Annotated in this window: 26 protein-coding genes and 2 pseudogenes; 4 read left to right on the forward strand and 24 right to left on the reverse strand. The window is 34.2% G+C overall.

Annotation, left to right across the window (positions count from 1 at the left end; all coding sequences use genetic code 11):
• The 5 genes and pseudogenes from arsD to HCH28_RS23105 all read right to left on the reverse strand — a co-directional run.
• Positions 1-338 (reverse strand): arsenite efflux transporter metallochaperone ArsD (gene arsD, locus HCH28_RS23085; RefSeq protein ID WP_221683285.1); only part of this gene is annotated, 338 nt, incomplete at its 3' end.
• Between the two features lies 1 nt (position 339).
• Positions 340-759, reverse strand: coding sequence for an arsenate reductase (thioredoxin) (gene arsC, locus HCH28_RS23090; protein ID WP_221683286.1), 420 nt, complete (start codon positions 757-759; stop codon positions 340-342).
• A gap of 12 nt (positions 760-771) precedes the next feature.
• Complete coding sequence (gene arsB, locus HCH28_RS23095) at positions 772-1,830, reverse strand: ACR3 family arsenite efflux transporter (protein WP_221683287.1); 1,059 nt, start codon at positions 1,828-1,830, stop codon at positions 772-774.
• Positions 1,823-2,149 carry an ArsR/SmtB family transcription factor gene (locus HCH28_RS23100; protein WP_221683288.1) on the reverse strand — a complete coding sequence of 109 codons (327 nt, stop codon included), beginning with the start codon at positions 2,147-2,149 and terminating at the stop codon, positions 1,823-1,825. The genes arsB and HCH28_RS23100 overlap by 8 nt, the downstream gene beginning before the upstream one ends.
• Positions 2,150-2,483: 334 nt before the next feature.
• Positions 2,484-2,923: pseudogene (locus HCH28_RS23105) on the reverse strand (NUDIX hydrolase).
• 460 nt (positions 2,924-3,383) lie between these two features.
• Here HCH28_RS23105 and HCH28_RS23110 point away from each other — a divergent pair.
• Positions 3,384-3,836: a hypothetical protein gene (locus HCH28_RS23110; protein ID WP_221683289.1), complete on the forward strand. Its 453-nt coding sequence runs from the start codon at positions 3,384-3,386 to the stop codon at positions 3,834-3,836.
• Positions 3,837-4,238: 402 nt separating this feature from the next.
• Here HCH28_RS23110 and HCH28_RS23115 read toward each other — a convergent pair whose 3' ends face one another.
• The 5 genes from HCH28_RS23115 to HCH28_RS23135 all read right to left on the reverse strand — a co-directional run bounded on the left by HCH28_RS23115 (position 4,239) and on the right by HCH28_RS23135 (position 8,628).
• The gene (locus tag HCH28_RS23115) at positions 4,239-4,712 is read right to left on the reverse strand and encodes an EVE domain-containing protein (protein ID WP_221683290.1); all 474 of its coding nucleotides are present in this window, start codon (positions 4,710-4,712) and stop codon (positions 4,239-4,241) included.
• A gap of 12 nt (positions 4,713-4,724) precedes the next feature.
• Positions 4,725-5,264: a DinB family protein gene (locus HCH28_RS23120; RefSeq protein ID WP_221683291.1), complete on the reverse strand. Its 540-nt coding sequence runs from the start codon at positions 5,262-5,264 to the stop codon at positions 4,725-4,727.
• A gap of 67 nt (positions 5,265-5,331) precedes the next feature.
• A complete protein-coding gene (locus tag HCH28_RS23125) occupies positions 5,332-6,279 on the reverse strand; it encodes a helix-turn-helix transcriptional regulator (RefSeq protein WP_221683292.1) in 948 nt (315 codons plus the stop codon).
• A gap of 498 nt (positions 6,280-6,777) precedes the next feature.
• A complete protein-coding gene (locus HCH28_RS23130; protein ID WP_221683293.1) occupies positions 6,778-7,191 on the reverse strand; it encodes a universal stress protein in 414 nt (137 codons plus the stop codon).
• A gap of 12 nt (positions 7,192-7,203) precedes the next feature.
• Positions 7,204-8,628: a SulP family inorganic anion transporter gene (locus HCH28_RS23135; RefSeq protein ID WP_221683341.1), complete on the reverse strand. Its 1,425-nt coding sequence runs from the start codon at positions 8,626-8,628 to the stop codon at positions 7,204-7,206.
• A gap of 93 nt (positions 8,629-8,721) precedes the next feature.
• Between HCH28_RS23135 and HCH28_RS23140 the strand changes: the two genes are divergently transcribed.
• Positions 8,722-9,273 (forward strand): recombinase family protein, encoded by a 552-nt coding sequence (locus tag HCH28_RS23140; RefSeq protein WP_221683294.1) that lies wholly within the window; start codon positions 8,722-8,724, stop codon positions 9,271-9,273.
• 349 nt (positions 9,274-9,622) lie between these two features.
• On the opposite strand, the pseudogene HCH28_RS23145 reads toward HCH28_RS23140, so the two are convergent.
• The 4 genes and pseudogenes from HCH28_RS23145 to HCH28_RS23160 form a co-directional block, all read right to left on the reverse strand.
• Positions 9,623-9,883 (reverse strand): annotated as a pseudogene (locus HCH28_RS23145) (NUDIX domain-containing protein); the annotation flags it as partial.
• Positions 9,884-10,078: 195 nt separating this feature from the next.
• The gene (locus HCH28_RS23150; protein ID WP_205443601.1) at positions 10,079-10,693 is read right to left on the reverse strand and encodes a cysteine peptidase family C39 domain-containing protein; all 615 of its coding nucleotides are present in this window, start codon (positions 10,691-10,693) and stop codon (positions 10,079-10,081) included.
• Positions 10,694-10,989: 296 nt separating this feature from the next.
• On the reverse strand, positions 10,990-11,436 hold the full coding sequence (locus HCH28_RS23155; RefSeq protein WP_205443603.1) for a MarR family winged helix-turn-helix transcriptional regulator: 447 nt from the start codon (positions 11,434-11,436) through the stop codon (positions 10,990-10,992).
• A gap of 92 nt (positions 11,437-11,528) precedes the next feature.
• The gene (locus tag HCH28_RS23160; protein WP_221683295.1) at positions 11,529-12,590 is read right to left on the reverse strand and encodes a flavin-containing monooxygenase; all 1,062 of its coding nucleotides are present in this window, start codon (positions 12,588-12,590) and stop codon (positions 11,529-11,531) included.
• A gap of 1,105 nt (positions 12,591-13,695) precedes the next feature.
• Here HCH28_RS23160 and HCH28_RS23165 point away from each other — a divergent pair.
• Positions 13,696-13,842, forward strand: a complete 147-nt coding sequence (locus HCH28_RS23165; RefSeq protein ID WP_081011020.1) for a YrzI family small protein — start codon at positions 13,696-13,698, stop codon at positions 13,840-13,842.
• An 862-nt stretch (positions 13,843-14,704) separates the two neighbouring features.
• Here the strand turns inward: HCH28_RS23165 and HCH28_RS23170 are convergent.
• The 4 genes from HCH28_RS23170 to HCH28_RS23185 form a co-directional block, all read right to left on the reverse strand.
• On the reverse strand, positions 14,705-16,060 hold the full coding sequence (locus HCH28_RS23170) for an FAD-binding oxidoreductase (protein WP_221683296.1): 1,356 nt from the start codon (positions 16,058-16,060) through the stop codon (positions 14,705-14,707).
• Positions 16,061-16,372: 312 nt separating this feature from the next.
• The gene (locus HCH28_RS23175; protein WP_221683297.1) at positions 16,373-16,810 is read right to left on the reverse strand and encodes a hypothetical protein; all 438 of its coding nucleotides are present in this window, start codon (positions 16,808-16,810) and stop codon (positions 16,373-16,375) included.
• Positions 16,811-16,820: 10 nt separating this feature from the next.
• Positions 16,821-17,360 carry a LytTR family DNA-binding domain-containing protein gene (locus HCH28_RS23180; RefSeq protein WP_221683298.1) on the reverse strand — a complete coding sequence of 180 codons (540 nt, stop codon included), beginning with the start codon at positions 17,358-17,360 and terminating at the stop codon, positions 16,821-16,823.
• Positions 17,361-17,392: 32 nt separating this feature from the next.
• A complete protein-coding gene (locus HCH28_RS23185) occupies positions 17,393-18,580 on the reverse strand; it encodes a serine hydrolase domain-containing protein (RefSeq protein ID WP_221683299.1) in 1,188 nt (395 codons plus the stop codon).
• A gap of 474 nt (positions 18,581-19,054) precedes the next feature.
• Between HCH28_RS23185 and HCH28_RS23190 the strand changes: the two genes are divergently transcribed.
• A complete protein-coding gene (locus HCH28_RS23190; RefSeq protein WP_221683300.1) occupies positions 19,055-20,431 on the forward strand; it encodes a PepSY-associated TM helix domain-containing protein in 1,377 nt (458 codons plus the stop codon).
• Between the two features lie 42 nt (positions 20,432-20,473).
• Here HCH28_RS23190 and HCH28_RS23195 read toward each other — a convergent pair whose 3' ends face one another.
• The 6 genes from HCH28_RS23195 to HCH28_RS23220 are packed head-to-tail and all read right to left on the reverse strand — an operon-like array spanning position 20,474 to position 24,820.
• Entirely contained in the window at positions 20,474-21,019 is a 546-nt protein-coding gene (locus tag HCH28_RS23195) for a TlpA family protein disulfide reductase (protein WP_221683301.1), read from the reverse strand.
• The gene (locus HCH28_RS23200; protein ID WP_221683302.1) at positions 21,016-21,702 is read right to left on the reverse strand and encodes an ABC transporter ATP-binding protein; all 687 of its coding nucleotides are present in this window, start codon (positions 21,700-21,702) and stop codon (positions 21,016-21,018) included. The genes HCH28_RS23195 and HCH28_RS23200 overlap by 4 nt, the downstream gene beginning before the upstream one ends.
• A complete protein-coding gene (locus HCH28_RS23205; protein WP_255601748.1) occupies positions 21,699-22,448 on the reverse strand; it encodes an ABC transporter permease in 750 nt (249 codons plus the stop codon). The genes HCH28_RS23200 and HCH28_RS23205 overlap by 4 nt, the downstream gene beginning before the upstream one ends.
• A gap of 44 nt (positions 22,449-22,492) precedes the next feature.
• Complete coding sequence (locus HCH28_RS23210) at positions 22,493-22,945, reverse strand: nitrous oxide reductase accessory protein NosL (protein WP_004230382.1); 453 nt, start codon at positions 22,943-22,945, stop codon at positions 22,493-22,495.
• Positions 22,942-24,207 (reverse strand): right-handed parallel beta-helix repeat-containing protein, encoded by a 1,266-nt coding sequence (locus HCH28_RS23215; RefSeq protein WP_205443616.1) that lies wholly within the window; start codon positions 24,205-24,207, stop codon positions 22,942-22,944. The genes HCH28_RS23210 and HCH28_RS23215 overlap by 4 nt, the downstream gene beginning before the upstream one ends.
• Positions 24,179-24,820, reverse strand: coding sequence for a nitrous oxide reductase accessory protein NosL (locus HCH28_RS23220; protein ID WP_221683303.1), 642 nt, complete (start codon positions 24,818-24,820; stop codon positions 24,179-24,181). Before HCH28_RS23220 ends, HCH28_RS23215 begins: the two co-directional genes overlap by 29 nt.
• Positions 24,821-24,890 lie beyond the last annotated feature (70 nt).

Consider the following 24,890-nt stretch of genomic DNA (forward strand, 5'->3'; position numbering starts at 1 on the left):
AAGCGTACTTTTGGCTTTTGTAGTAATTCGTCTTCTGAAAGTCCTGACCACTGTGAAAATTGTTCATTTGTTGGATATATCCCTTTACAAAGTAATTCTCCATCCACAAACGTTGCAGGCAAGGCATCAATTCCTTCCGACATTAATAGTTGATTGATTGCTTCGTTTTCTACAAAAGCATTGGGCTCGTTTGTAAGATTAAATCTTTCAGCTTCTATGTTTGTTTTCTTTAAATTATTCATAATAAATGACATACGCAATAATTCTGGGTCTATAGAGGGTCCACATAAGCCTGTAGAACAGCACATTGCTGGTTCATAGATATGAATTTTTTTCAATTTATTTCAGCTCCTCAATTACAAATTGTTCAATGCGTTTACCAATTGCATCACGAACATTTTGAAATACAGCCCATTTCTCTTCATCCGTACCTGTCGCTTTCGCAGGATCTTCAAATCCCCAATGCTCACGACGAACGTGAGGAGGTGTCATTGGGCATTTATCAGCGGCATCTCCACATAACGTGACTACTAACGTGGCGTTATGTAATGTCTCCATATTAATTAAATCGGATGTATGATTTGAAATATCAATTCCTACCTCTGCCATCGCTTTAACAGCATTCGGATTTACGCCATGTGCTTCAATCCCAGCACTTTTAACTGTCCAATTGGTTGGTAGTAGCTTTTTTGCCCATCCTTCAGCCATCTGACTTCGACATGAGTTTCCTGTACATAAGAAATAAAGTGTATTTGTCATAGTAATTGCTCCTTATAATTTAATGGTTTTAAAGTATTTTTTCTGCCAACGTAGGGCAACCCATACAAGTCCGATGAGAACAGGTACTTCTACAAGTGGACCAATAACAGCAGCGAATGCCACGCCACTGTGAAGGCCAAATACGCCAACTGCTACCGCAATCGCCAGCTCAAAATTGTTACTTGCAGCTGTAAAAGAAAGGGCTGCTGTGACAGGATAAGATGCACCTACTTTACGGGAAGAGAAGAATGACACAGCAAACATAATTACAAAGTAAATAAATAATGGGATTGCAATTCGTACCACATCAAGTGGCAGTTCTACTAATTGCTCACCCTTTAAGGCAAACATCATCACTATCGTAAATAACAGGGCAATTAAAGTAAGTGGTGAAATCTTTGGCAAGAATTTTTCCTCATACCACTGTTTCCCTTTTGTTTTAATGCCTATCCATCGTGTGAGGAACCCTGCAGCAAATGGTATCCCTAAGTAAATCAGTACGCTCTTAGTAATTTCCCACATGGAAATAGAAACACTAAAATTCTCTAAGCCAAACCAACCAGGTAATACATTTAAGAAAAAGTAAGCAAAAATTGAATAAGTCACGATTTGAAAGATGGAGTTAAACGCAACTAAACCAGCTACATATTCACGGTCTCCACGTGCTAAATCGTTCCATACAATCACCATTGCAATACAACGAGCTAAACCAATCATAATCAGTCCAGCCATATACTCTGGATAATCGTGCAGGAAGATGATGGCTAAAAAGAACATTAAGAACGGTCCGAGTAACCAGTTTTGAAAAAGAGAAAGTAAAAGCACTTTCCAATCCTTAAACACACGCCACATTTCTTCATACTTTACTTTCGCTAATGGTGGGTACATCATGACAATTAACCCGATAGCAATCGGTATGGATGTTGTGCCAATAGACATGGCCTCTAATGCTTCTCCAATATTAGGCATTGTCAAACTTAATAAAACACCTATTCCCATAGCAACAAATATCCATAGGGTAAGGTAACGATCTAGAAAAGAAAGCTGCTTGGTTAAAGAATTATTATTCATTATCAGTTCCCCCTACATGGCAACAATCTGTGCCACAGTTGCAACCCTTTAAAGGCTGAATTTGTTCTAAGATGCCCTTCATCAATGGCGTTTGATCCTCTACTAAACGGTAATGTTTCCAAGTCCCTACTTTTCGTTCCGTAATAATGCCTGCCTCCTTTAATTTTCGCAGATGTTGACTAACGGCTGGTTGTGAGATTCCTAACACATCCACAAAATCACATACACATACCTCCCCATTTTTCATACATGCAAGTAATTTAATGCGATTTAAATCTGCAGCTGCTTTTAATTGTTTTTCAATTTGTGTGTTTTCCATATATCTGCACTCCTTATATAATCATTTGCTTATATATTAATTTAAATAAAGTCACCTCGTTAAGGAAAGGTGAATTAATCCGTATATAACTATATTCTTATATTATGATTTAATGTTTTGAATTGCAACAGATTTTTGTAGATTTAGAATAAAGATTGAGCAAAAATACCTCACAAACCTTTATTTTACGTTAAATAAGAAGAATCCCTTTTTGAAAAAGATTGATCAAAAGGGATTCTTCTTTAGCAGTTTTAAGTTAGGTTTTTATAAAAAAGTTTGATCATTTTCCAACTTTGTTGCTCCACAATGGCGCCCTATAATGGAAAATGTATAACTAATATTTCATCTGCATATTATCTTGTAGTATTTTCTCTGCAAGTTTAATGTTTTCTTTTAGAAATAAAGGTAGTTCCGTATGTGCAAGAACCTCTGATGTAGTCATCCAAATAACATCATCCACTTCTTCAGTACTTTTAGCGTAAGGTTCTCCAGATTTATGATGACATGGAAAACTATATCGATTACATTTATCCCTGATTCTGTCACGAAGGAGGAGCTATTTACATATTTAATGCCTGTAATTTCGCTACCTACTTCTTCAAAAACTTCTCGTTTTAATGTTCTTTCCAGAATATCAGACGAATCACCTTCAATTTCACACTTTCCTCCTACTAATGAGAGACCTCCACCAGCATGCTCCTCCTTTTCACTTCTACGGATTAAAAGCCATTTCTCATTGCGACGAATAGCCCCTTCTACATTTACTACAAACATAAAATACCCCCTAAAATTTATACTTTATCCATAAACACTTGGCCTATTTCATTTCGTAGACGGATTTTTTTCTGCGGAAATGCGCCCGGTTATAGAACCTTCAAACAATATTCTGTTAATCATATCACACACCAATTATTACCACCACGACTCAAGCACTTTAATTTGAACTAACAATAAACTAATTTTTTAGATTATTCTCAATATTAATCCTCCTAATTTCTCCAAAACCCTTATTCAACAATATGGCCCGATTGTGGAACAAGAAAAAATCTTGCTTTTATATTTCGTATAAACATTGAGCTTTAGAGATTAAAAGTTCGATAAAAAACGCGACAACTTTAAAAACTAATCCCTTGATTTTTGTTAAAATGTAAATAAGGTTTGTTTGCTTTTATGTTAAAATTTTGTAAAATAAAACGGAAGACACATATTTTTACAACTTGGGAGGGGCTATATTATGCGAAGTAAACGAATTAAATTAGCAATTGTCGCAATTATTCTTGTCCTTTGTATAACTGGTATTCTATTTTATTCAGAATATGGAACAAAGAATTTTGGAGATGAACTCATTACAAACACTGATAAATTTGAAGAAGTTGTTGATAGCATTTCCGTTTGGGAAATGAACGGTGGTATAGATAACAAAAATATATTTCTCGTTAACAAAGACGATGAATTATATAACGAAGTACGCAGCATTTTGAATAACTGGGAAGCAAAACGAACGTTATTCAAAAATATGGATGTCTCTAACTCTTATTACAAAATAGTTTTCACTAATAACGACGATCCTACTAGTCCAATTAATATATTAATTTCCAAGGATGGAATGGTTAACATTAACGCAAGAGAATACGAACTTGTCAAAGGCGATTTAGTTGAATTACTTAATATCGCTAAATATGAATAATCAATCGAGAATGATGAATCTCAAGTGCCTTGTATTCCGCTGCAAGTTCGCATGGATTGGTGGAATGCTTGTTGTATGGTGAAGTCCTAAATTTTCTGATTTCTGATTCGTGCAATCATTGCGGAAAGCTCCGTAAGCTAAATAGATCTTTTATTTTACATCTATATGGTTAAGTGAACCAGATGTAAACAATTATAAATGGTGACTGTTTTTATAATAAAGGCGGCCTTCCACAAACTAATCTGTGGAGGACCGCTTTTAATTTGTTCTTATTTACTTAACAATCCTCGTCTCGTGAATTCAGAAGAACAGAACGCTATTCAACAATAGCGCCCAATTGTTGATGATTGTTATCTAACTAAAGCACTCTAAAGTTTAAGTGAAACTGTTCACAAAATGTAATCAGTGTTTTAATATCTCGGATAACGCCTGTTCCTCACCATCTAACATCGAAGTAACGATTGTCATAAAATCTTCAGCTCCAATTTCAAAATGACCTCGACGGAATGGAAATCCCCAATTGCGATTTCCACGCGTAAAAGTGAGCTGGTTTAACAACAATGCAATCTTAACTTCTCGACAAGGAATATAACGCATATCTCTGCGAAATGGCACAAACGACTCCGACACTTGATGTTTGTAAGCACCGTTGTCCGTAACCTGACCAATAGCAGTAAATGCTTGAACTGGCTTCCCTTTTAACATGTCTGTGCGAGGGGAATAGTATATCAGCCAATCACCTGGAGACATTTTACGCAAAGGTGCTGCCTTACCGTGACACAATTGTGCAAAACCACCTTCTATGGCTAAATTCACATGAGAAGCGGATACAACGCCAATCCAATATCTGCTTTTCTGACTTGTTTTATTCGACATGATGCATCCCCCCTACTCTTCAAATGCTAAACGCGTTTTCAACCGATCCAGTTGTAAAAAATGATGTCTGTAATGCATTTCAATCAACATAAACCATTCCTGCGCGTTTAAAGCACCGAACGCCGGATGAAGTATCTTGTTACTTACAGGCGCTTGAAGTAGAACTGATTCCGTATTCCTCATCTGTTCCACTACACTGTTAAGTCCTTCTACCAAATGCTCCATGCTCTCAGGTGGTTGCGGAGTATAAATCGGAGAAGCAGGGACCTTAATACGAACAGCTGGAAATTGTTCTAGTTTAAAAACAATCTTACCCTGCTCAGTTTTTTCCTTCGTTGGGTTCAATGTCGATTCGCTACCAGCTAAACATTGCTCGACATTATGTAGATGCATGAAAGCTGATTGAATTAAATGTACATACATCTGTCCAATGGACCAATCTTCTTCGTTCAGCTTTCTATGTAATTTATCCATATTGAGTTTTGTCAGTTCTTCCAAATATCTTTCTACTGTAAGTTCAAATGACTTCAATACATCCTTTGTACTTTTCATCCTTTAAGCAGCTCCTCTTCATCTTGGTATAGTCACAGTATAAAAGAACACTACTGACAGGTGTATGTCAGTAGTGTTCTAAAATTTTTTTCGCTACTTCTCGAATCTTGAAGCGTAAAGACTTCGGCTCAATCACCTCGATATCTCCGCCCCAGCCAAGTAAATGATGTAATAGTTCCTCTGGATACCGAACACGAAATTGAAAGATTACATCCTCATTCCGCTCCTCAATGGATGCAATATAAAAATTAACTGCCTCAATGATTTTGTCGGCAATTTCGGGGTTTGCCCTCATTATTATTCTTTCATCTCGATTGTCAGGTGGTCGATAGCTACTTAGGTCAAAATCATTTGGTAGAAGAAATTGATCTTCCAACACAGAAAGTTCGGACATCCGGGACAAGCGGAAATGTCGCATTTCTTGCCTCATATCACAATATGCTAGTAAAACCCAATTTTCATGGACAAGTGTTAATCCATATGGAGAGACCACACGTTTATTTTTCCGATTCCCATCTGTTCCTGGCATTTTTTTAATATACATAAAACTGATTTTGCACTGTTTCAAAATTGCATCGCGAACTTGATTAAGATACGTTTTTACCCGCTCTTCAGTTGACTGTTCACCTATATGAAGCAGTCGCATTGTTTCCCGAACAAGCCTTGACTCGTTACGAACTGACTCCGACAAAGTAGCCTCGATTTTGCGTTGAGCGGACTTTGCATTAATACCATAATCTGTATCCAACCTTTGCTCGATAAAATCAGCTCCCATGAGCAGGGAGACGGCCTCTTCGGCTGTGAACCTAACCGGGGGTAGAAAATATCCTTCCATTAAGGAATAACCCTGTCCAGGAGCGCCTAAAATGGGAACCCCAGCCTCACTTAGTGCTTGAATATCCCTATATATCGTACGCACACTTGTCTCAAATTGAGAAGCTAAATCTTCTGCTCTCAATGTTTTACTTCGCTGTAATTCAAGCGTGATTGCAAGCTGCCTCTCCGTTTTGTTCATTTTTTTCCTCCACCATTTCTACATTCTATTACGGTACTTGCCCAATAGTTGAATAACAGCAAGCAATGTAATTAGGCTATATCCCTGGATTCGTTTGTATGTCTCATAATGATATCAAGTTTGCTTAGAGTCATGGTACAACAATTGATAATAGTTGCTTCAATTAAGAATTTTTAAACACCATTCAACTAGATTTTCCTGTTAAAAAAGGTATTCACCCATGTTTTCACGAAGTCTTAATCTAATAATTCTTCAGCAAATTTAATCATCCTTAGTCTCAATTTGTACATATTTCTTATAATATCATAAAAATTTTTGTACTAGACTGCCCCATTTGTTGAACAAAAAAATCCTGCATATCGACACAGGATGTTTAAACAAACTTGATTATAAATGATTAATTTTTTTTATAAAACTACAAAGGCTACCTGTGAATTTTTCATACTCAAGTTAAACCTTTCCAAAGTATTTCCATTTTCCATGCTTCATTAAACCTTGCTATTTCACTATTAACGCTGGGCAATGAACATGTTTCATCACTTTGTGGCTGACACTTCCTAACACCATCTCTTGTAAAGTATTTAAGCCTCTGCTTCCAATGATAACAAGATCAACTTGCTTTTCATTTGCGTACTTCACAATTATAGGACCAGGTGTACCATGTAAAATCGTTAATTTGAAGTTACTACCAGCAACTCTTAAAACTTCTTCTACTGGTGCTACCTTTCGTTTACGTTCTAATAATAAACTTTCACTAGATACAGCATGTAACACTTCTGTTTTCGCCTTTTCAAAATCTGCCACATACACCATTTCAATCAGTGAATTCTCAGAAGCAATTTTGACTGCCTCTTTTGCGGCACGCACTGAATGCTCAGAACCATCAACAGCCAATAAAATATGTTTATACATAAAGTATCCCCCTTAATGTGATACACCTAATAATTGGTTATATAATTTTTCACTCGCTGGATTCATGCCAATGACTTTCACTGTTTTCCCCTGCTCTTCTAATTTCGTAACGACTTTTACGACTGCACCAACTGCTGATTCATCCCATAAATGGCTACTTGTTAAGTCGATTGTAACGATATCATCCTTAACTGCTTCCAGTGTTTGGACAAATTTTTGAGTAGACGCAAAAAATAAAGGACCTTCTACAATAAATTGATCGTTATCTTGATGTATTCGTACCTTTGAAATCGTTGCAACAAAGAATAAAGAACTTAAAATTACTCCTAATACAACTCCAATCGCCAAGTTATCTGTATAGACAACTACAGCAACCGTTGCAAGCATAACGAATGCTTCACTTTTAGGTGCTTTGACAATATATTTAAACGATCCCCATTCAAATGTACCGATACTTACCATGATCATAATCCCAACAAGTACTGGCATTGGAATATCGACCACGATGTTGCCAAGTACTAGGATTAAGAACATTAGGAACATTCCAGCCACAAGTGTTGATAGACGTCCTCGACCACCTGATTTTACGTTAATCATCGACTGTCCAATCATTGCACATCCCGCCATACCTCCAAAGAAACCATTAACGATGTTTGCAATTCCTTGTCCACGTGCCTCGATATTTTTATTGGATTTTGTATCCGTCATATCATCAACAATTTGGGCGGTCATTAGTGATTCCATTAACCCAACAAGCGCTAATGCTAATGCGTAAGGGAAAATAATCACTAACGTTTCAATATTGAATGGTACGTCTGGAATGAAAAAATGCGGTAAGCTCTGTGATATCGCACCTAAATCTCCTATCGTTTTTAGTTCAAAATTAAAAATGAATGTTACAGCCGTTAACATGATAATCGCAATTAAAGGTGCAGGTATTACTTTAAGGAATCGAGGTAAAATGTAAACGATACATAATGTGACCACGATAAATATATACGTTATATACCCTCCACGTAAAAAGTGTGGTACTTGTGCCATGAAAATTAAGATTGCTAGTGCATTAACAAAGCCAATCATGACCGAATTTGGTATAAAACGCATGAGCTTAGCAATTCCAAATACACCAAATAAAACTTGAATAATTCCTGTTAAAATTGTTGCTGCTAATAAATATTGTAACCCATGGTCTGCCACCAAATCTGCAATCACGAGTGCCATTGCTCCTGTTGCGGCAGAAATCATTCCCGGTCTTCCCCCAACAAATGCTATAATAACAGCAATAGAAAAGGACGCATAAAGTCCGACCATTGGATCGACACCAGCAATGATAGAAAAGGCAATTGCTTCAGGTATAAGCGCTAAGGCGACGACCATCCCTGATAAGATGTCACCACGCACATTACCAAACCATTGTTGCTTTAAACTTTGCATGATATTCTCCTTCTTTACTAAAATATAATCTTTGAATATCATAGCATACTTTTCCCAAAAGGGAACCTTTACGGAACTGAAATGGAGTGAAATTATATGATTTACGGTTATCAACGACCCTTATATAATGATGAGGATATGCAAATTCAAACTGTTGCTTTAAAGAATTGTGACCATCTATTTACTGAAAATCATGGTCGTGCGAAAAAGCGATTAGCGCTTGAAGAATTACTCATGACAATAGAAAAAGACGATACCATTCAGGTACTTCGTTTCTTTAGCATCGCGGATACAACTAGGCATTTAGAAGACCTACTAAAAATTTGTAAAAGAGATCAGGTAACTATTCACTTTATGGAGGAAAATATTACGTCCACACAAATTCTTGAAATGCCACTTGAGCAAGTTTTACAATTCTTTTTAACATTTCAAAGTGATATCGTAAAGCAATCAACTACTTTAGGAATGGCTGAAGCAAAAGCAAAAGGAAAATCAATTGGGCGACCTAAGAAATCAGATGAAAATATAAAAAAGGCAATTGAGATGTATCAGTCTGGAAACACATTATTGGATATTAAGAATGAAACAGGTATAAGTAAATCAACACTTTATCGTTATCTAGAGTCAATAGAAGTAAAACCACAGTAAATTGAAATCTTTATAACCACTATTAATTAAATAAAAACAAGCCTGCTTATGCGTTAATTTGAGCAGGCTTGTTTTTTATTTAATTAATTCATTTTTACTTCCCAAAAAGTCATATAATAGAATGGTATTCCATACTATGCTTCGTTAATTCAATAAAAATGAGCTGCCTTTGCAATTCCTTGTTCTTCAAACAAAGCACTCGTTAGCTTAAATAATTTTTTCATAAACTATGTTTGGTGTTCATCTGATTAACTAACCTTTTGTTCAATTCCCATAACGCCGTTTTATTGCTATCCCATTTCAAAAGTGTTACTGCCTCTTCAAAACATAACCATTTATAGTTAAGGTGCTCTTTGGATAAAGATATATCTTTTGTAGGAATTTTTTTTGTGATGTAGTTAAAAATCATATATCTATCCATAGCAACTGGATTTACATATTCATAGAGACCTTTAAAAATAAGGTTACTTACTTCTAAACCCGTTTCTTCTTTTACTTCTCTAATTGCATTTTCCAAAATACTTTCAGGAAATTCAACTTTTCCACCAGGTGGAATAAACCCTTTGAAATGATCATGTTGTCTATCAAGTAGTAAAACCTTATCTTCTTTAGGTTTCGGTCTCTCTCAAAACTTTCATTTGGGAACGTTATTGAGGTTTGTATTAGATACGTTATAAATCCTTGTGGCACTACACTAAAGCACCCGTTTAACAAAAATAGAATATATAATCTTTTTTTGGTATATTTGTTAAATCGAGGTTCTTGCTAGCACAACTAGACAGTTTAAATTTCTTCGTCATTGAGATTAATGCTGCGAAATATCTACAGAAATGTAAGTATTGCTAGAAATAGGCATATGGATTTTCTTTACATTCCACAATTTCTGAAATTCCTTAATTGGAACTTTTCGATTATATTTTTTATTGTCATCATCACAATTCACCAAATGCCCTAACGATTCTGAAAGATAAATATACTCTTTGTCGTAGCCTACAACGGGGACAAAATGCAAATTATTAAGCCCCTTCTGTACTTTAATAAAAACAATTACAGGAGTTCCTTTACTAACTTCGTACTTTAATGAATGTATATCCCCTTTATAATAGCTTGTTTTAAAGCCTTTTTCTCTTAATATTTTACGAATTCCCTTTGGATATACATTACCTGCTCTTGTTTTACAAGGAAAATGTGTATATAACGATTCTCCCTCAGCTTCTATACCGAAATGACGTAGTAGATACGCTGTTGAAAACGCTGCACATTCTGTATTTTTTTGTAAATCAATTCGATTATTTTGTTGAATAAGATAATTAGGTGGATAATCTCTTTTGCGTAAAACAGGTATAGGTAATGTCATTAAATATGCATTAATACTAATTGTTATAACCAGCCAAAAAATAACTGTTCTAATTATAAACATATTGCCTCCCACATTGTTTTCATTTGTATTAAAATTACATTTTATAACTGAATTTACCATATTATTGATTAAAGTATATCATTCCCAAAGCGTCGTTTGGTAGACATTTTATAAAAGTTTGTTATTCCACATTCTGGCCCGTTTATTGAACAAAAAAAACCTGCATATCAACACAGGATTTTTAATCAAACTTTATTATCAATGATCAAATTTTTTATAAAACTACAATTACATCTTTTATTGGACTATTTTTTACAGGTAGATGAAATTATTAATTGCTTATAACCTTTAACGCATTATGAAGAAGGCATACAACAAAAGCTTGATTTAGCCATAGCTTTGTTTAAAAGTTCAATTGAACGTAAAACAGTTTCTTTTTCGAACTCATTCAAATGCGAAAAAACTTCATTTAAATAATTGTTTATCATTTCATCAATTGTAGTAGCGAGAAATGTCCCTTCCACCGTTAATGACAAAATGTACACTCTTTTATCTGATGGTAGAGGATTTTTTTTGACAAGATTCATCTTAATAAGAGATTGAATCTGTCTACTAAATGTAGTAATATCCATTCCTATTGCCTCTGCTATTTGTTGCATAGATGGGTTATTTTGTTTGTCTATCTCATATAGAATATGGCTCTGTATTGGTGTGATGTCAATTGATCCTACAGAACAACATGTTTTATTTAGTAAAGCAAACTTTTGAGTTAATACTTGAAAAAGTTCACGTTTATTTTCCATTTAATCATCTCCTATAAAGACATATATATATTATTTACTTGCAAAATGCAACTAAAATATATTTAACTTTTTTTGAAGATGTTTTCCTTACTTCAAAAGTTACTTTTCAAGTGATGAAGTAACTTTTTCACCACATACTCGGCATCTTCTCCCACTCCTCTTAAAGTTGCAGATGCAAATGATCGTTGTCCTTCTAGTCCCACAAAATACAATCCAGGGATACTGCTAATACCTGCCTTTTGTAAAGGCATTCCTTCCCCATCCAATGCACCGAGTAATTTCATATAGGGTAAATATGGTCTGAATCCTGTGGCATAGATAATAGTATCTACAGGTTCCCTTTCTCCATCCGGCCAAATAACTCCATCTTCATAGAAAGAAGTAAACATTAAACGTTGTTCTGGATTCCCCTTACTAATTCTATCTTTATATCCACCTGTATCATTCACAGCATTTGATCTGGGTGCCGTTTTTCCAAAGCGCCAGAAAGGAAAGGTATCAAAACCAATTATTTTCAACCAATAATGTATATCCAGTCCAAGTAAACGTTGTTTTACAAATTTTATTGGTTGTAGTACTGAAAGAGTAGTTTTGCTCACCTCAGACAATTCAACAGCAATCTGCACAGCCGAATTTCCTCCACCAATTACAATTACCCTTTTGTTATGAAATGGCAGTGTATTTTGATACTCTGAAGAGTGAAGAGTTTTCCCTTGAAAAACTTCTCTTCCTTTAATTTTAGGAATAAAAGGGTTATTAAATGAGCCTGTAGCGTTTATGATTGTTCTAGCTTGAAATATATCCCCTGTGACTGTTCGAATAATAAAACCTAGTTTGTTTTTCTCTATCAAATCTACTCTCTGATTAATTAAAACAGGTAATTGAAACTTATTTTTATACTCCTGCAAATATTGAATAACTTCATCTCTTTTCGGATAGCGATTCTGAGTTCCAGGAAACTTCATACCAGGCAAAGAGGAAACACTTGCTGGAGAAAACAATTTAAGACTGTCATAATATCTTGGCCAAGATCCCCCAATCTGATTACTTGCCTCCAATATTAAAAAACGTAGACCTTTTTTCTGTAAATGAAAACCTGATGCTAGCCCTGCCTGCCCTCCCCCTATTACGATAGTTTCTAGTATATCTTTCATTTTTATTCCTCCCTTTTTTATTTGTATTATGCAAGTATTAATGTAAAATAAATATGTTCAAGATACTCATTTTGTCTTAACATTTCCCTTCAATTAAAACGCTATGTAAAATATTTATAACGTAATTACTTGCAAAATGCAAATAAAATAATAAAAAAAAAATACCTCTCTAACTGAGTGGATTATGGAAGTCTCAAATATAATTAATTTCCTGAGTATTTCTCTTTTTTTCATACGTATTAAATACTTCATTCGCAATATTTATTATTAACCGAACTTCAGCTTCATTTCTATCCTCTACTAGATTTTGTAATATCATAATCAAATCTTTTTTTCAAAATACTTATTATTAAAATTCAGAGTATCAAAATTAACAATACACTGACAATAAGCTCTTCAAATCCTGTTAATACTTTTTGTTCTCCGTTTATAGTACCAACCAACAATATGGATGTTCTCTTCTTTCTTTACCTGTGAGATATAGAAAGGTGTTATTACTTCAACTTTACCTGAATATATTAATCCGTGAAACACCGAGTGTGCCATGTGCTGCCAAAGCATATTTTTTTTCGCCGCCATAGGCTTCTTCTACAGACTTTTTATGCATAATCCACACTAGCTTTGTTGAAGGGTTTTCTCTCTGTAATTCAGCCAAAGCTAATTATTAATGTCTGGGATCCCATACTCAATGTGATCTGCTAATACTTTTTCATTTTGTAGCTATACATCGGGTTTGGATTTCCCCATGTACCGTAGCATTCATAACGCTTCACACTTCAATAATTAGGAAAGCTTAGTAAAAGATGTTTACAAACAACTTAAAGTTAGATATACTTACTAAGTAATCAAAAAAATTCTTAAGGAGGTCGAATAAAATGATCGTTATCGTTAAATTGATGTCATTGGTAGCTACAACTTCATTAAAAATGAAAATCACACATTCGACCGCATCGGAATGGATCGCTTAAGGTTTTTTTGTAAATAAGCATACCCATACCGCAGGGAGAAGTGTGCCCCTGCGGTATTTTTGTGCCTTTTTTCACCGTAGAGGAGTCTCTCTACGGTTTTTTTCATTTTTCATGACAATTTAAGGAGGTGATAATAAATGATATTAAACTTTTTTGCGCTCACGATAACTATTACAAAACGTAAGGTCTCTCTTGAGAAAGCACTTCATGATGAATATGTGAAAAAAATCTTTGAAGAGAACCGAAAAAAAATTGACGATTATATTCGTATTCGTCAATATTAATCTTGTTAATTAAAAAACATGAAAGGTGGAAATTGAAATGTTTTATATGATCAAAAGACGTTATGCAGTTTTATGGCTGGAGAAAGACACAACCACCAGATGAAGTAATATAAAGTGATAATATAGCTAATGTTATAATCTCAGTTGAGCTAACCCGTTCTAATCTAGGACGGGTAGCTTCAGGAGGTATTTTGCACTTTTTTAAGTGATATGTTACACAAACAACTTGATGTAGTTTAAGAAAATGCGGAATTACAATGTTAAGAAAAATAATTCTAATGCTAAAAATCGTAATTCCTCGATACTAAAATGGAATTTGGCAATTTTTATTTTAATTCCATTGTTCCGCCTAGTTAGCTATCCATGTAGTGCAAAAACAGTACCCGAATATTGAAGATCGTTATTCATTTAAAACAAACTAAAAAGTCACTTTCCTTACGGAGAGGAAAGTAACTTTTAGTCTTTTTCAATGGCCTGATTGTGGGACTACTCTATTGTTACTCAATAATTATCAATTTGATATGTATATTGGACATGTCTAGATTAAATAATAAATAATATTATTTATACGAATAACCTTTTGAGCGATCAATTATGAGGAGCATCCGATAACCAGTAAGTTGTGACCAATTTACTTATATTATGTAAACTAAAATTGTTTGGTGAGGAGTCGGGCTTGATTGCGTCTACTACCCATGCCATTGCAATAAACCCGCCTTCCTTTGCATGAGGATTTTAAAGCTTCATAATATTTTAGACAAGTACTTTTATTTAATTAATTTGAAACTAAGATTTACAGAACTTTTATAGTATAGCCGTAAATTATCTCTTATATAGTGATCATTCCTATTTCAATTTAATTTCATTTTAATCCCTGTGGAAACCTAAATACATTAAACGGATCATACTTTTGGTTAACTCGTTTCAACCTTTGTGCATTGCCTCCAAAGTATTCCTTATCATAATTTTTAAGCTCACTTATAGGAAAATTCACATAAGAACCTTTTGTCATATTTTTAATCATTTCAAAACGCTCACGAACCCACTCCTGATTATCTCTTGCATACTTATCCTCTATCCATACAGACTGGACACCCATTATATATTTAGCATCTCTATAGTAAAAAGCCGTTTCTTCTTTATCAATGTGTTTGATTTCTCCTCCTAATGCATAAAAAGAAATAGCAGCATATACAGAACCATTCGGAGGACTTTGGACACTAGTTCCAATATTTTTAAGCTCTTCTACTGTATAGTTTCTTTGTACAAACCTACCAGTGGATTTAAATTTTTCGAAAGGTGGATAGGTTGCCTCTACCTTTTTCACTGCTTCTAGAAAGGAAGATTCTTCTAAGTTCAATCGAAACCCTTTAATTTCTACAAAAGGTTGTAAAATCTTTTTTGCTAATTTGGATGGACCGTAAAAGAAACCAGTTCCAAAAATACCTAACCCTTCATTTTCAGCGTTATAAAAGCTTGTAACTAAAGTCATTCGTTTATCCAATTTAGGCAACCAATTTTGCCAAATATTCATGACATCTATTTGCTTAGCAATTGTTGTATTTACATAATAGAATCTAATGAATGTGACAGAACGTTGTGTTGGTTTTGGTAACTGAAAAGTCATGCTAATAACCACACCAAAGTTACCTCCACCTGCACCTCGACAAGCCCAGAAAAGATCAGCGTTACAATTTTTATTTGCTTTAATAATCCTTCCCTCGTAATCTACTAATTCTAGTTCTAGTAAACTATCACACCCCAACCCATAAAGTCGACTGGAGAATCCCCATCCACCCCCGAGTGTAAAGCCAGATACTCCAACAGTAGGGCAAGTTCCACCAGGAAAAACATATCCATTGGAGCCAACAAAATCATACACCTCTGTGTTTTTTGCTCCAGCCTCCACCTCTAATATGTGTTTTTTCTTATCTAGTTTCAGCTTATTCAATCTACTAATATCAATTACAAGCACGAAATCACCATTAGAATAGCCTTCATAATGATGTCCTCCAGACCTAATGCGGATATCCACACAATGTTTACGTGCCCAATGTATGGCATTCACAACATCTTGTCTTCTTTCACAATACACAATGATCAATGGAAACTTTTGATTGGCACGATTCCATTCTTGTCTTGCTTCATTGTAGTTAGGATCTTTTACGGTTACTACTTCACCAGTTAGCCCTTTTAAGAACAATGAATCTCGCTCCATTTCAGTCACCTCTATCAACACAATAATAATTTTTCTACTAGTTTATTCTTTTGGTTGAAAATGGTTTAGGTTTTAGGCTGATATAAATGACTACTGTAGCTAAATATAATGAGTTAGTTTAGAGTTAAAAAGCATGCAAATACATCGGAAGTTTATTGAAAAAGTACAAAATTAAAGAGCATCATTCTTATTTGTAAATGAGGCTCCTTTAAAAAACGTTCCTACTTATCTTGTAGTTAAACGGTGAAAATATCTGTTACAGCAAAAAACATTTCGGTTACCAGCTCGCACCATCCATCACTATTTTTGGAGCTAATACTTAGTATCTTTAATCATTGCTTTGAATTTTCTCAATTTTTTTTGGGCACGCCGATACATCATATAATCACTTAGGTTTGCTAAACATATAATGCCAAGCACAATCAATAAGACCGAGATGAATTCTCCCTTTTTCACCATTTCGCTATTTGTGATAATAATTAAAGACATCATAATCACTGTAGTCACAATTAATGCAATCAAATTGTTTATTAAGAAGTAGGTTCGGGCATTTGCCATGCTAATTGGTAATATTGCTGTTAACCATTCTGTCACTAAGCCAATAAAGAACCCTACACATCCGCTGGCTAATATCGCTAAAACTCTATACGAAAATTTTATGTTCGTATTATCAGAAAACTGTAGTATAATCCCGATGAAGAGACCAAGAATAATTGACTTTATGATATTTTCTAAATGAATTTTCTCCATAAGTGATCTCCTATATTTTTAGCGTACTTCTAAGCTTTTTTGAGAACATTTTCGATACTTCCAGTTCAGTGTTATTTTCCATTCTCAATACATATCTGGAGTTAAACCAGGGGATAATTTCTTTCACATGCAGCAAATTAACGAGTTGTGATTTATTAATTCGTATAAATCCTTTTATACCCCACACGTTTTCATAAAATTGTAAGGTTTCTTTTATACTGTACCGATTAAACTCAGTAAATGCCGTAATACCATTGGGACCTGCTTCTAGATAAAAAACATCTATAGGTTCTATTACTTCAAATTTATTATCTCTAAAACCTACAATAGTATTTATAAAATGCAGGTCTTCTCGAATGCCCGTAATCAATAGTTTTATCACATTCATGTAATCAATGCCATCAAATACGACACTCAACTTTCCGTCTGGTATGTCATATCCTTTTTCTACGAGTACTAAACTACTATCTGGCTTGATTTCAATTTGGTACTTGGATAGTTCTTTTTTTAATTTTTCATAAACTTTATTTGAACACAATAATTGAACCATCGTATGTCTCCTAATAACAACTTAAGACGTATTTAATCTATATTCATTCTATCGTAAATCATTCTTATTTTAACTAATTCTTGTAAGCCTTTTTCTCCATAATCAAGTGATCCAAAATTAGCTATAAAATAAGTATCTTTTTCTTTATCATATAACATATAAGTTCCTGTAACTCCTACACCGCCATAAAGATCTGTCATTGAGCTTAATTTTAACAGTAAAGATAACTCGCTAAAATCAAAATACATCATACCCATTCCATAATAAATACCCTTTGTATAGATGTTTGAAAAGTCAGTCATTTGACTATAAACATCATCAGAAAGAATGGTTCCATTTTCTAATGCCATCATGAATGTTAAGAGGTCATTCATAGTGGTAACAACACCGCCTCCTGCCCAGTCTATGGATAAAGCGTTTTTGTTGCTAAAGTCAATTTCATTCATATAAATTCCAATGATATCAGTAGGCTTATCATTATAGAACATGAAGTAACTCTCAGTCATGCCCAATGGCTGAAATATCCTATCTTCTAAGATTGCTGAGTAAGGTTTTTCCTCGATAGCTTCTAGAATAAATCCAAGTAAGATATATCCCGTATCTGAATAATAAAATTGTTGTCCTGGCTTCCCCACTGGAATCTGGTTTTCTCTAGTAAATGCAATCAATTCTTCTGGTGTAAATAAAAGATCTGGATTGGATGAAATGATTTCCAGCATAGGCTTCCCGCTTTTTACTGGACCTTCAAAATAATCGCCAATTCCTGATGTATGACTAAGTAAATGTTTCAATGTTACCTGATCACTATAATCCGTGCCATCTACGACAAATAATCCCTTAAGAATATCATCATCTAGCCAAGAACTGATTTTATCGTTTAAGTTGATTTTACCCTCGTCAGATAATATGCCAAACACTGTAGCACACATGGTTTTTCCAATACTGGCTGAATGATAACGACTATCGATTTGAACAGGTAGTTCCGAATATTGATTTTTAGTTCCTACTGCAAACTGTTCGAAATAACCTGTCTTGTTGGAGTAAATTGTTAATAATGCACTAGACAATGTTTTATCTTTTTCAACTATTTTTGTTAAACGTGTGTTAATTTCTTCAGAAACTGCCGCTTTTGATATTGGCCTATTTATGATGACAAATACGCAAAATACAATTCCGACAACAATGATTATGCCAAACAATGATCTATTTACATTTATCATATTGCCCATCCCTCGCTTCATTTACTTTTCATACTTTCAATTTAATCGATGGTTTATGATTTAGAAATGTATTTAGTCTAAGTTGGCAAAATTAAAGGGTAAGAAGGTTTTTTTCGTCTATCAATGTGTAGAAAACTCCGCTTATAACCTTTACATAAGCATCTATCCTCTCTTAAAACAAAATTACCAAATTGAGTTAGAACACGCCTATTTACTTTAGATGAAACGTTTTTTTCAAATTATGTCTATTTTTACTGGTCTACAATATTCAGGACAATCTCACTTTTACAAAATCTAAAAAGGAATTAGCGACTATATAATATTAATATTTAGTTTATCTAAAAGAACTTTTTCCCTCGAAATAATATATTTCTTTTATTTAAACATAAATTCTCCTCAAAAATATCATCTACATTTCACATTTCAAATGTATAGTATTCATGTAAGTGAAATTATCTATTTTTAGGAGGCTTTATGAAGAACTTATACAATCGATTTTGGCGATGGCATTTTTTTGCTGGATTATTTATTACTCCCCTCTTGCTTACTTTAACAATCAGTGGAATAGGCTACTTATTCTACACAGATGTAGAGAACAAGCTCTATTCTGATGCTTTCTTTGGTGATAGTAAAGAAACAACAAATATTACAATTGATGAAGGAATTGAACAGGCAAAAGCAAAATTTAGTGACTATAAAGTTAGTAAAGTAATAGTTTTAGACGAACCTTATAATACCCGCTTAACACTGACCAACAGTGAAGGCGAACAAAAGTATGTCTTTTTAGATGATAATTATCAGGTAGTCGATAGTCAGGATGCAAATTACACATTTTCGAATATTATGCGAAATCTCCATAGCTCTCTATTTATAGGTGGGACATTCGTAAACTACTTAGTGGAGCTAGCTGCATGCTGGGCTATCTTCTTATTACTCTCAGGTTTATACATGACCTTTAGAAAGAAAGTATGGAAGAAAGTGCAAACAGAAACATCTCGTATTCGGTCACGTAGATGGCACAGTATCCTCGGTGTGATTATTACCATACCTATGATTGCAATTATTTTCACAGGATTGCCATGGTCAGCATTTATGGGGAATTTTATTTATACAGCAGCACAACAAAATCCGTCCATTGGGATTCCAGAATTGCAACAAAATCCACCAACATCTGATATTAATGAAATTCCATGGGCTACTCGCAAAAATGAAACGCCAACTTCTACTACCCAAGACCATTCAGGTCATGCAGGTCATGGAGGAGCTCATGGTGTTGTTGATTATTCAAATGAATATGCGATGTCAGTCGGCGATTTGATGAAGCATGTGGACAGTGAAAATATTTCTAAACCATACTCTATTATTTTACCTAGTTCGGAAGAAGGCGTTTTTACTGTTGCTAAGGGGTCAAACACAGGTATAACAGGACTGGATGTAAATCCAAATGAAGAAATAACTAATTATTTTGACCAATACACTGGCTCACTTATCTCATCAGTCGGATACGATGAATATGGTATTTTAGGAAAATGGTTTACATGGGGTATCCCACTTCATGAAGGGCATCTATTTGGTTGGCCAAATAAAATAATCAATCTATTGATTTGTCTTGCGTTTTTATATTTAATTTATCTTGGCTTTAAAACATGGTTATTACGTAGACAAAAAGGGATGATTTCTGCACCACCTATGCCAAAAGAAATATCTATTCCATTTTGTATTTTCATGATTTTGCTAGGCATTATTATGCCACTCTTCGGTATTTCTCTTATTTTAGTTGTTATAATTGAACTGTTTATTTTGATTACAAAAAAGAAAAAAACAGCTATTAGAAGAAGTAATTACTATTAAGAAACAGGTGCTAAAACACAATTAGCACCTGTTTTTATCGTATTATAGTTCACTAATAATATTGTCTATATATTGCTCATCAATAGGTCCATAAACTTCATGAACAATCTCTCCATTGGCGCTTAGAAATATTGTAGTTGGTATTGTAAAACCACCGAATCGCTTTCGGATATCCCCAGTTTCATCCAATAAAATAGGTAAATCCCATCCCTTTTTAGTAGCATATTTAGTTACCGTTTCTATACTTGCTTCAGTATCAGTTGCATTGACTGTGACAATCTGTACATCTTTTTTTGTGTCATAATAATTTTGCAATCGTGGCATTTCCTCATTACAAGGTCCACACCAGGTAGCCCAAAATACAAGGACAACCGGTTTACCTAGATAATTGTATAATGTTTTTCGTTCGCCTCTGAGATTTGGCAATTCAAAATTTCGCACTGCTCTATCTGAAAGTTTTATATCTGTTGATTTAACTGTGCTATCTATAATCTCTTTAGAAGTTTCTGCTTTATCTGAAGGTAAATAGTTAATAAAGACAATACCAATTAAAATTAAAATAACACATGCTGAAAGCCAATTTTTCATGACAAATCCTCCCCTAAATACAATTTCAACCATAGGGATTCTAAAGATTCTTCAGCATATTGTCTTTTTAAACTTGAAATATTACCAGAAGCAAGAATTTTACCTTTATGAATGAAAATTACTTCATCTGCAATTTCCTCTACTGTTGATAGTAAGTGAGTAGAGTACAAGATCAATTGACCTTTATCTCTTTCCTCCTTTAAAATTGATTTCACTCTGTTGATCCAATATGGATCTAGACCATTGGTAGGTTCATCTAAAATATACACATCACATTCGCCTAACAGGCTTTGGGCAAAGTTTAAACGTTGTCTCATTCCTTTTGAAAGCTCACTAACAAAACTATTTTTATGCTCGAATAGATCAACTAACTGTAAAATATCATCTTGACTCCTACTAGTAATACCCTTTAACTTACCTAAAAGCTCAATAATTTCTTTCACTTTTAATGTAGTTGGAAAGTTTAGATCATCAGGCATATATCGAACTCGGCCTTGAGGAATGCCTGTTATAGTCCCTTTATCTAATGGTAATTGTCCCATAATCAGTTTCATTAGCGTACTTTTTCCAGCACCGTTCTCTCCCACTAATGCTACAATTTTCCCACTTGTAAGTTGATAGGTAACTGGACCAATTTGTTGTCCTTTACGATATGTAATCACAACCTCTTGTAGCTCTATCATCTATAGCTCTCCTTACGTTTCAACTTTAAAAAAGCAAGACAAAGTGGAATAAACCACCATACTATTGTGATACCTATTATCAAAACAATTCCTAGACTAGTTTCATAAAACTGTGTTAAATAATAAAACGACTTCCCTAAGATGCCTGTTTGTTCTATTTGAATTAAATAGACATATCGGAGCCACTCAATAATATTAATATGAACATGTGTATAAATTATTTTTTCATAGACATGTTTTGGAATAATGGTTCCAATTGCCATTACTACATAATTACTCAATAATGTAAAAACTGCCCATAGCCCTAGACTAAAACCTAATGCCTGTAATCGATGTATGGAAAAAGCGCCAATCATTACACTTATAGCACTAAAAACAACGATAATAACTGTTGTTAATACAATAAACTGACTATCTATATGAACGCCACCAAAGAAAGCTCCTACAATTAAAATAACTGCTTCTGTAGTTGCTAAAGCGAATAAAAAAATGGATACTAATGCGACATATTTTGCCCCTAAATAATGTGCGATACTAACGGGATATGATCGAATTAATTGATACCATCCTGATTCTATATCAGCAGCTATACTCATTGCCCCTATTGTCAAAATAAATAAAGGAAACAAAAAAAGTAATAAATTTAAGAGAGAGGCTTGAAAGCGATCGAAGCCACCTGCATCCGTGTTTAATTGTTGCAACATCAAAATAGCAACAAATAATACAATAAAAATACCAAGCAACATGTAAATCCACTTACTCCGGAAAAGCTGCTTTATTTCCGATTTAATCAATGTTCATGCACACCCCAATTAAATGACGTTACTAATTCTTCGTATCCAAGTGGCTTACCAGCACCATTTTCTTGCTCATAAATTGCTGCGTCCCCAATTGACGCAAAGGCAAGTACACCATAATTCATGGGTGTCCAATAATCCTCGTTATATAAATAAGCAGCCGTCTTCACATCTATCCATTCTTGCTTATCATTTGATTTGATATAAGCTGCGGCTACTTCTTGCTCTGGACTTTTTAAATATTCAATTAAACAACCTAAATCATCAAATACTAGATAATCATTATTTTTGAAAATTACTTGCCCTGCATAATCAGGATGCGTGATACCCATGTTACACACAATACAAATATCCGTCTCAGGATCAATATCCCGAGGTTCTATTGTCTTCTCCGAACAACCCATCAAAAAAAGTCCTATTACTACTAATAAAATGATCTTTTTCATTTCAATTTCCTCCAACTAAAAACTAGTACAATCAGTAAAGCAACGCCAATGCTAAAATGTTTTCCTGAAAAGGATAATTGCCAAGGCTGACCCTCACGAACAATGGGTTGCGCATCCATTAGAGCATTTGGTTCTGATATTTTGTTATCCATCTTTTCTAATAATCCTGTGGCTGTACTTCCAATAAAATATTGATAATATTCATTTTTTAATACCCATTTACCGAAAGTAGACGTTGCAATGTAAACACTATCGCCATAGCCATCCTCATCGAAGTCTTCCCCTTCGTAATCATCATAAACATTCGCTCTAAGTGTTATGCCTTGGGAACCACTTGAAGCAACGAGCACATTTCCATAAAGTTGATTGTTTGTAACAAGGACATCTTTTGGCTGAATATTTTTAAATACTAATAAATTACTAGCAAATATATTACTGGACATATCTACCGTATCTGCCTGCTGTAATTGAACTGCTATAGAATTTTCACGAATGATATTATGGACCACATTTACTTTTGAAGTTTGATAAAGTGTAATGCCAGAACTATTTAAAGCATTTTGATGTTTAATTGTGTTCTCTTCTATATCTACATTATTTGCCATCATGGACATTACCCCTGTTATATGATCGGAGTAGTTATTATGAAGCAATTTCATATCGCTACCATACATGATATGAGTCCCGTAACGTCCATACGTAATCGTGTTTTTTTCGATTGTAACTTGTCTGCTATTCTCTAAGTAAATCCCATCTTGTGTTTGTGTAATAGTACTATTTTTAATATGAATACCTTTAGAGTTATAAAGAGAAATACCATGGCTTTTTTCTGAATAATGACCAGATTTACCAATAACGTCTACTTCAGCAATTTCACTATTTTCTACACCATCGAAGTAAATAGGAAACCTTTTTGTTTGAAAAGAATTTTGGGTGATTTTTATGTTTTTAACTTTTTTTGCAACAATGCCTTGCTCTCCAAGAAATTGAATGCCACTAATCTCTACATCATCAGCTTTAATTTCTATTTTTCCAGTGAATTTAACACCTTTGTTTCCGTTTATTTTAATAGGTTCTTTTATTAATAAATTTTCTGAATATAGTCCTGGTTCTAGCTCTAAAATCTCACCCGATGAGAGACTATCAATCTGCTGTTGTACGCTCTGAGCATATGCAGGTGTTGAAAATCCAACTATGCAGAAAAAAAGGGCAAGTAAACTGCCCTTTTTCATATTAGTGACTATGTGTTTCTTCAGTTCCATGCTGGTCCTCACTATGTTGTTCATGGTCCCCTTTTTCTTGCATCATTTTTTCACGACGTTCTTTTGCTGCTTGTTTAATTACGTCTAATTCTTCAACTTTTGCGGTTGGATTTTCTGAAATATAAGCTTTTGCATCTTCTTCAAAGGCAAAGAATATATACCCCCAGTTCATAGGGGATTTCATATCCGTTTTAACAGCTGTAGCTTCCTCAACATCTATCCAATTTAATGTTATATAATCTCTCACAAATTTTTCATTCGTTTGATTTTGAACCAACTCCGCATTTAATAAACAGCCAATGTCGTCATAAAATGCAATCGATCCATCAGGTTTAACAGATTGCGCAGAAAAAACGCCTAGGTCATGGTCCTTTGTATATACTTTCATATTACACATTTCACAAACAGTATCCTCTGCTGGCTCTTGTAGACGATCATCTATTTCCCACTCAGCAGTGGATGCTAAATATGTAACTTCATTCTTCGGTTGCTCTGAAACAACCTCTTCATGTTTGGGCTCCTGTTTAGCGTCTTTGTTCGTTTCTGTTGTACTATCCTCATTACATGCATAAAGAGCTAGCATAAATGGAACAACTAGAAAAATTTTCTTCATACCTTTACCTCCAAAGTAATTATTTTACTAGACATATACACTTTACTAAAAAGTTGTGAAAAAAATTAGA

This window comes from Lysinibacillus sp. K60, assembly GCF_019731275.1.
Lineage (GTDB): Bacteria > Bacillota > Bacilli > Bacillales_A > Planococcaceae > Lysinibacillus > Lysinibacillus capsici.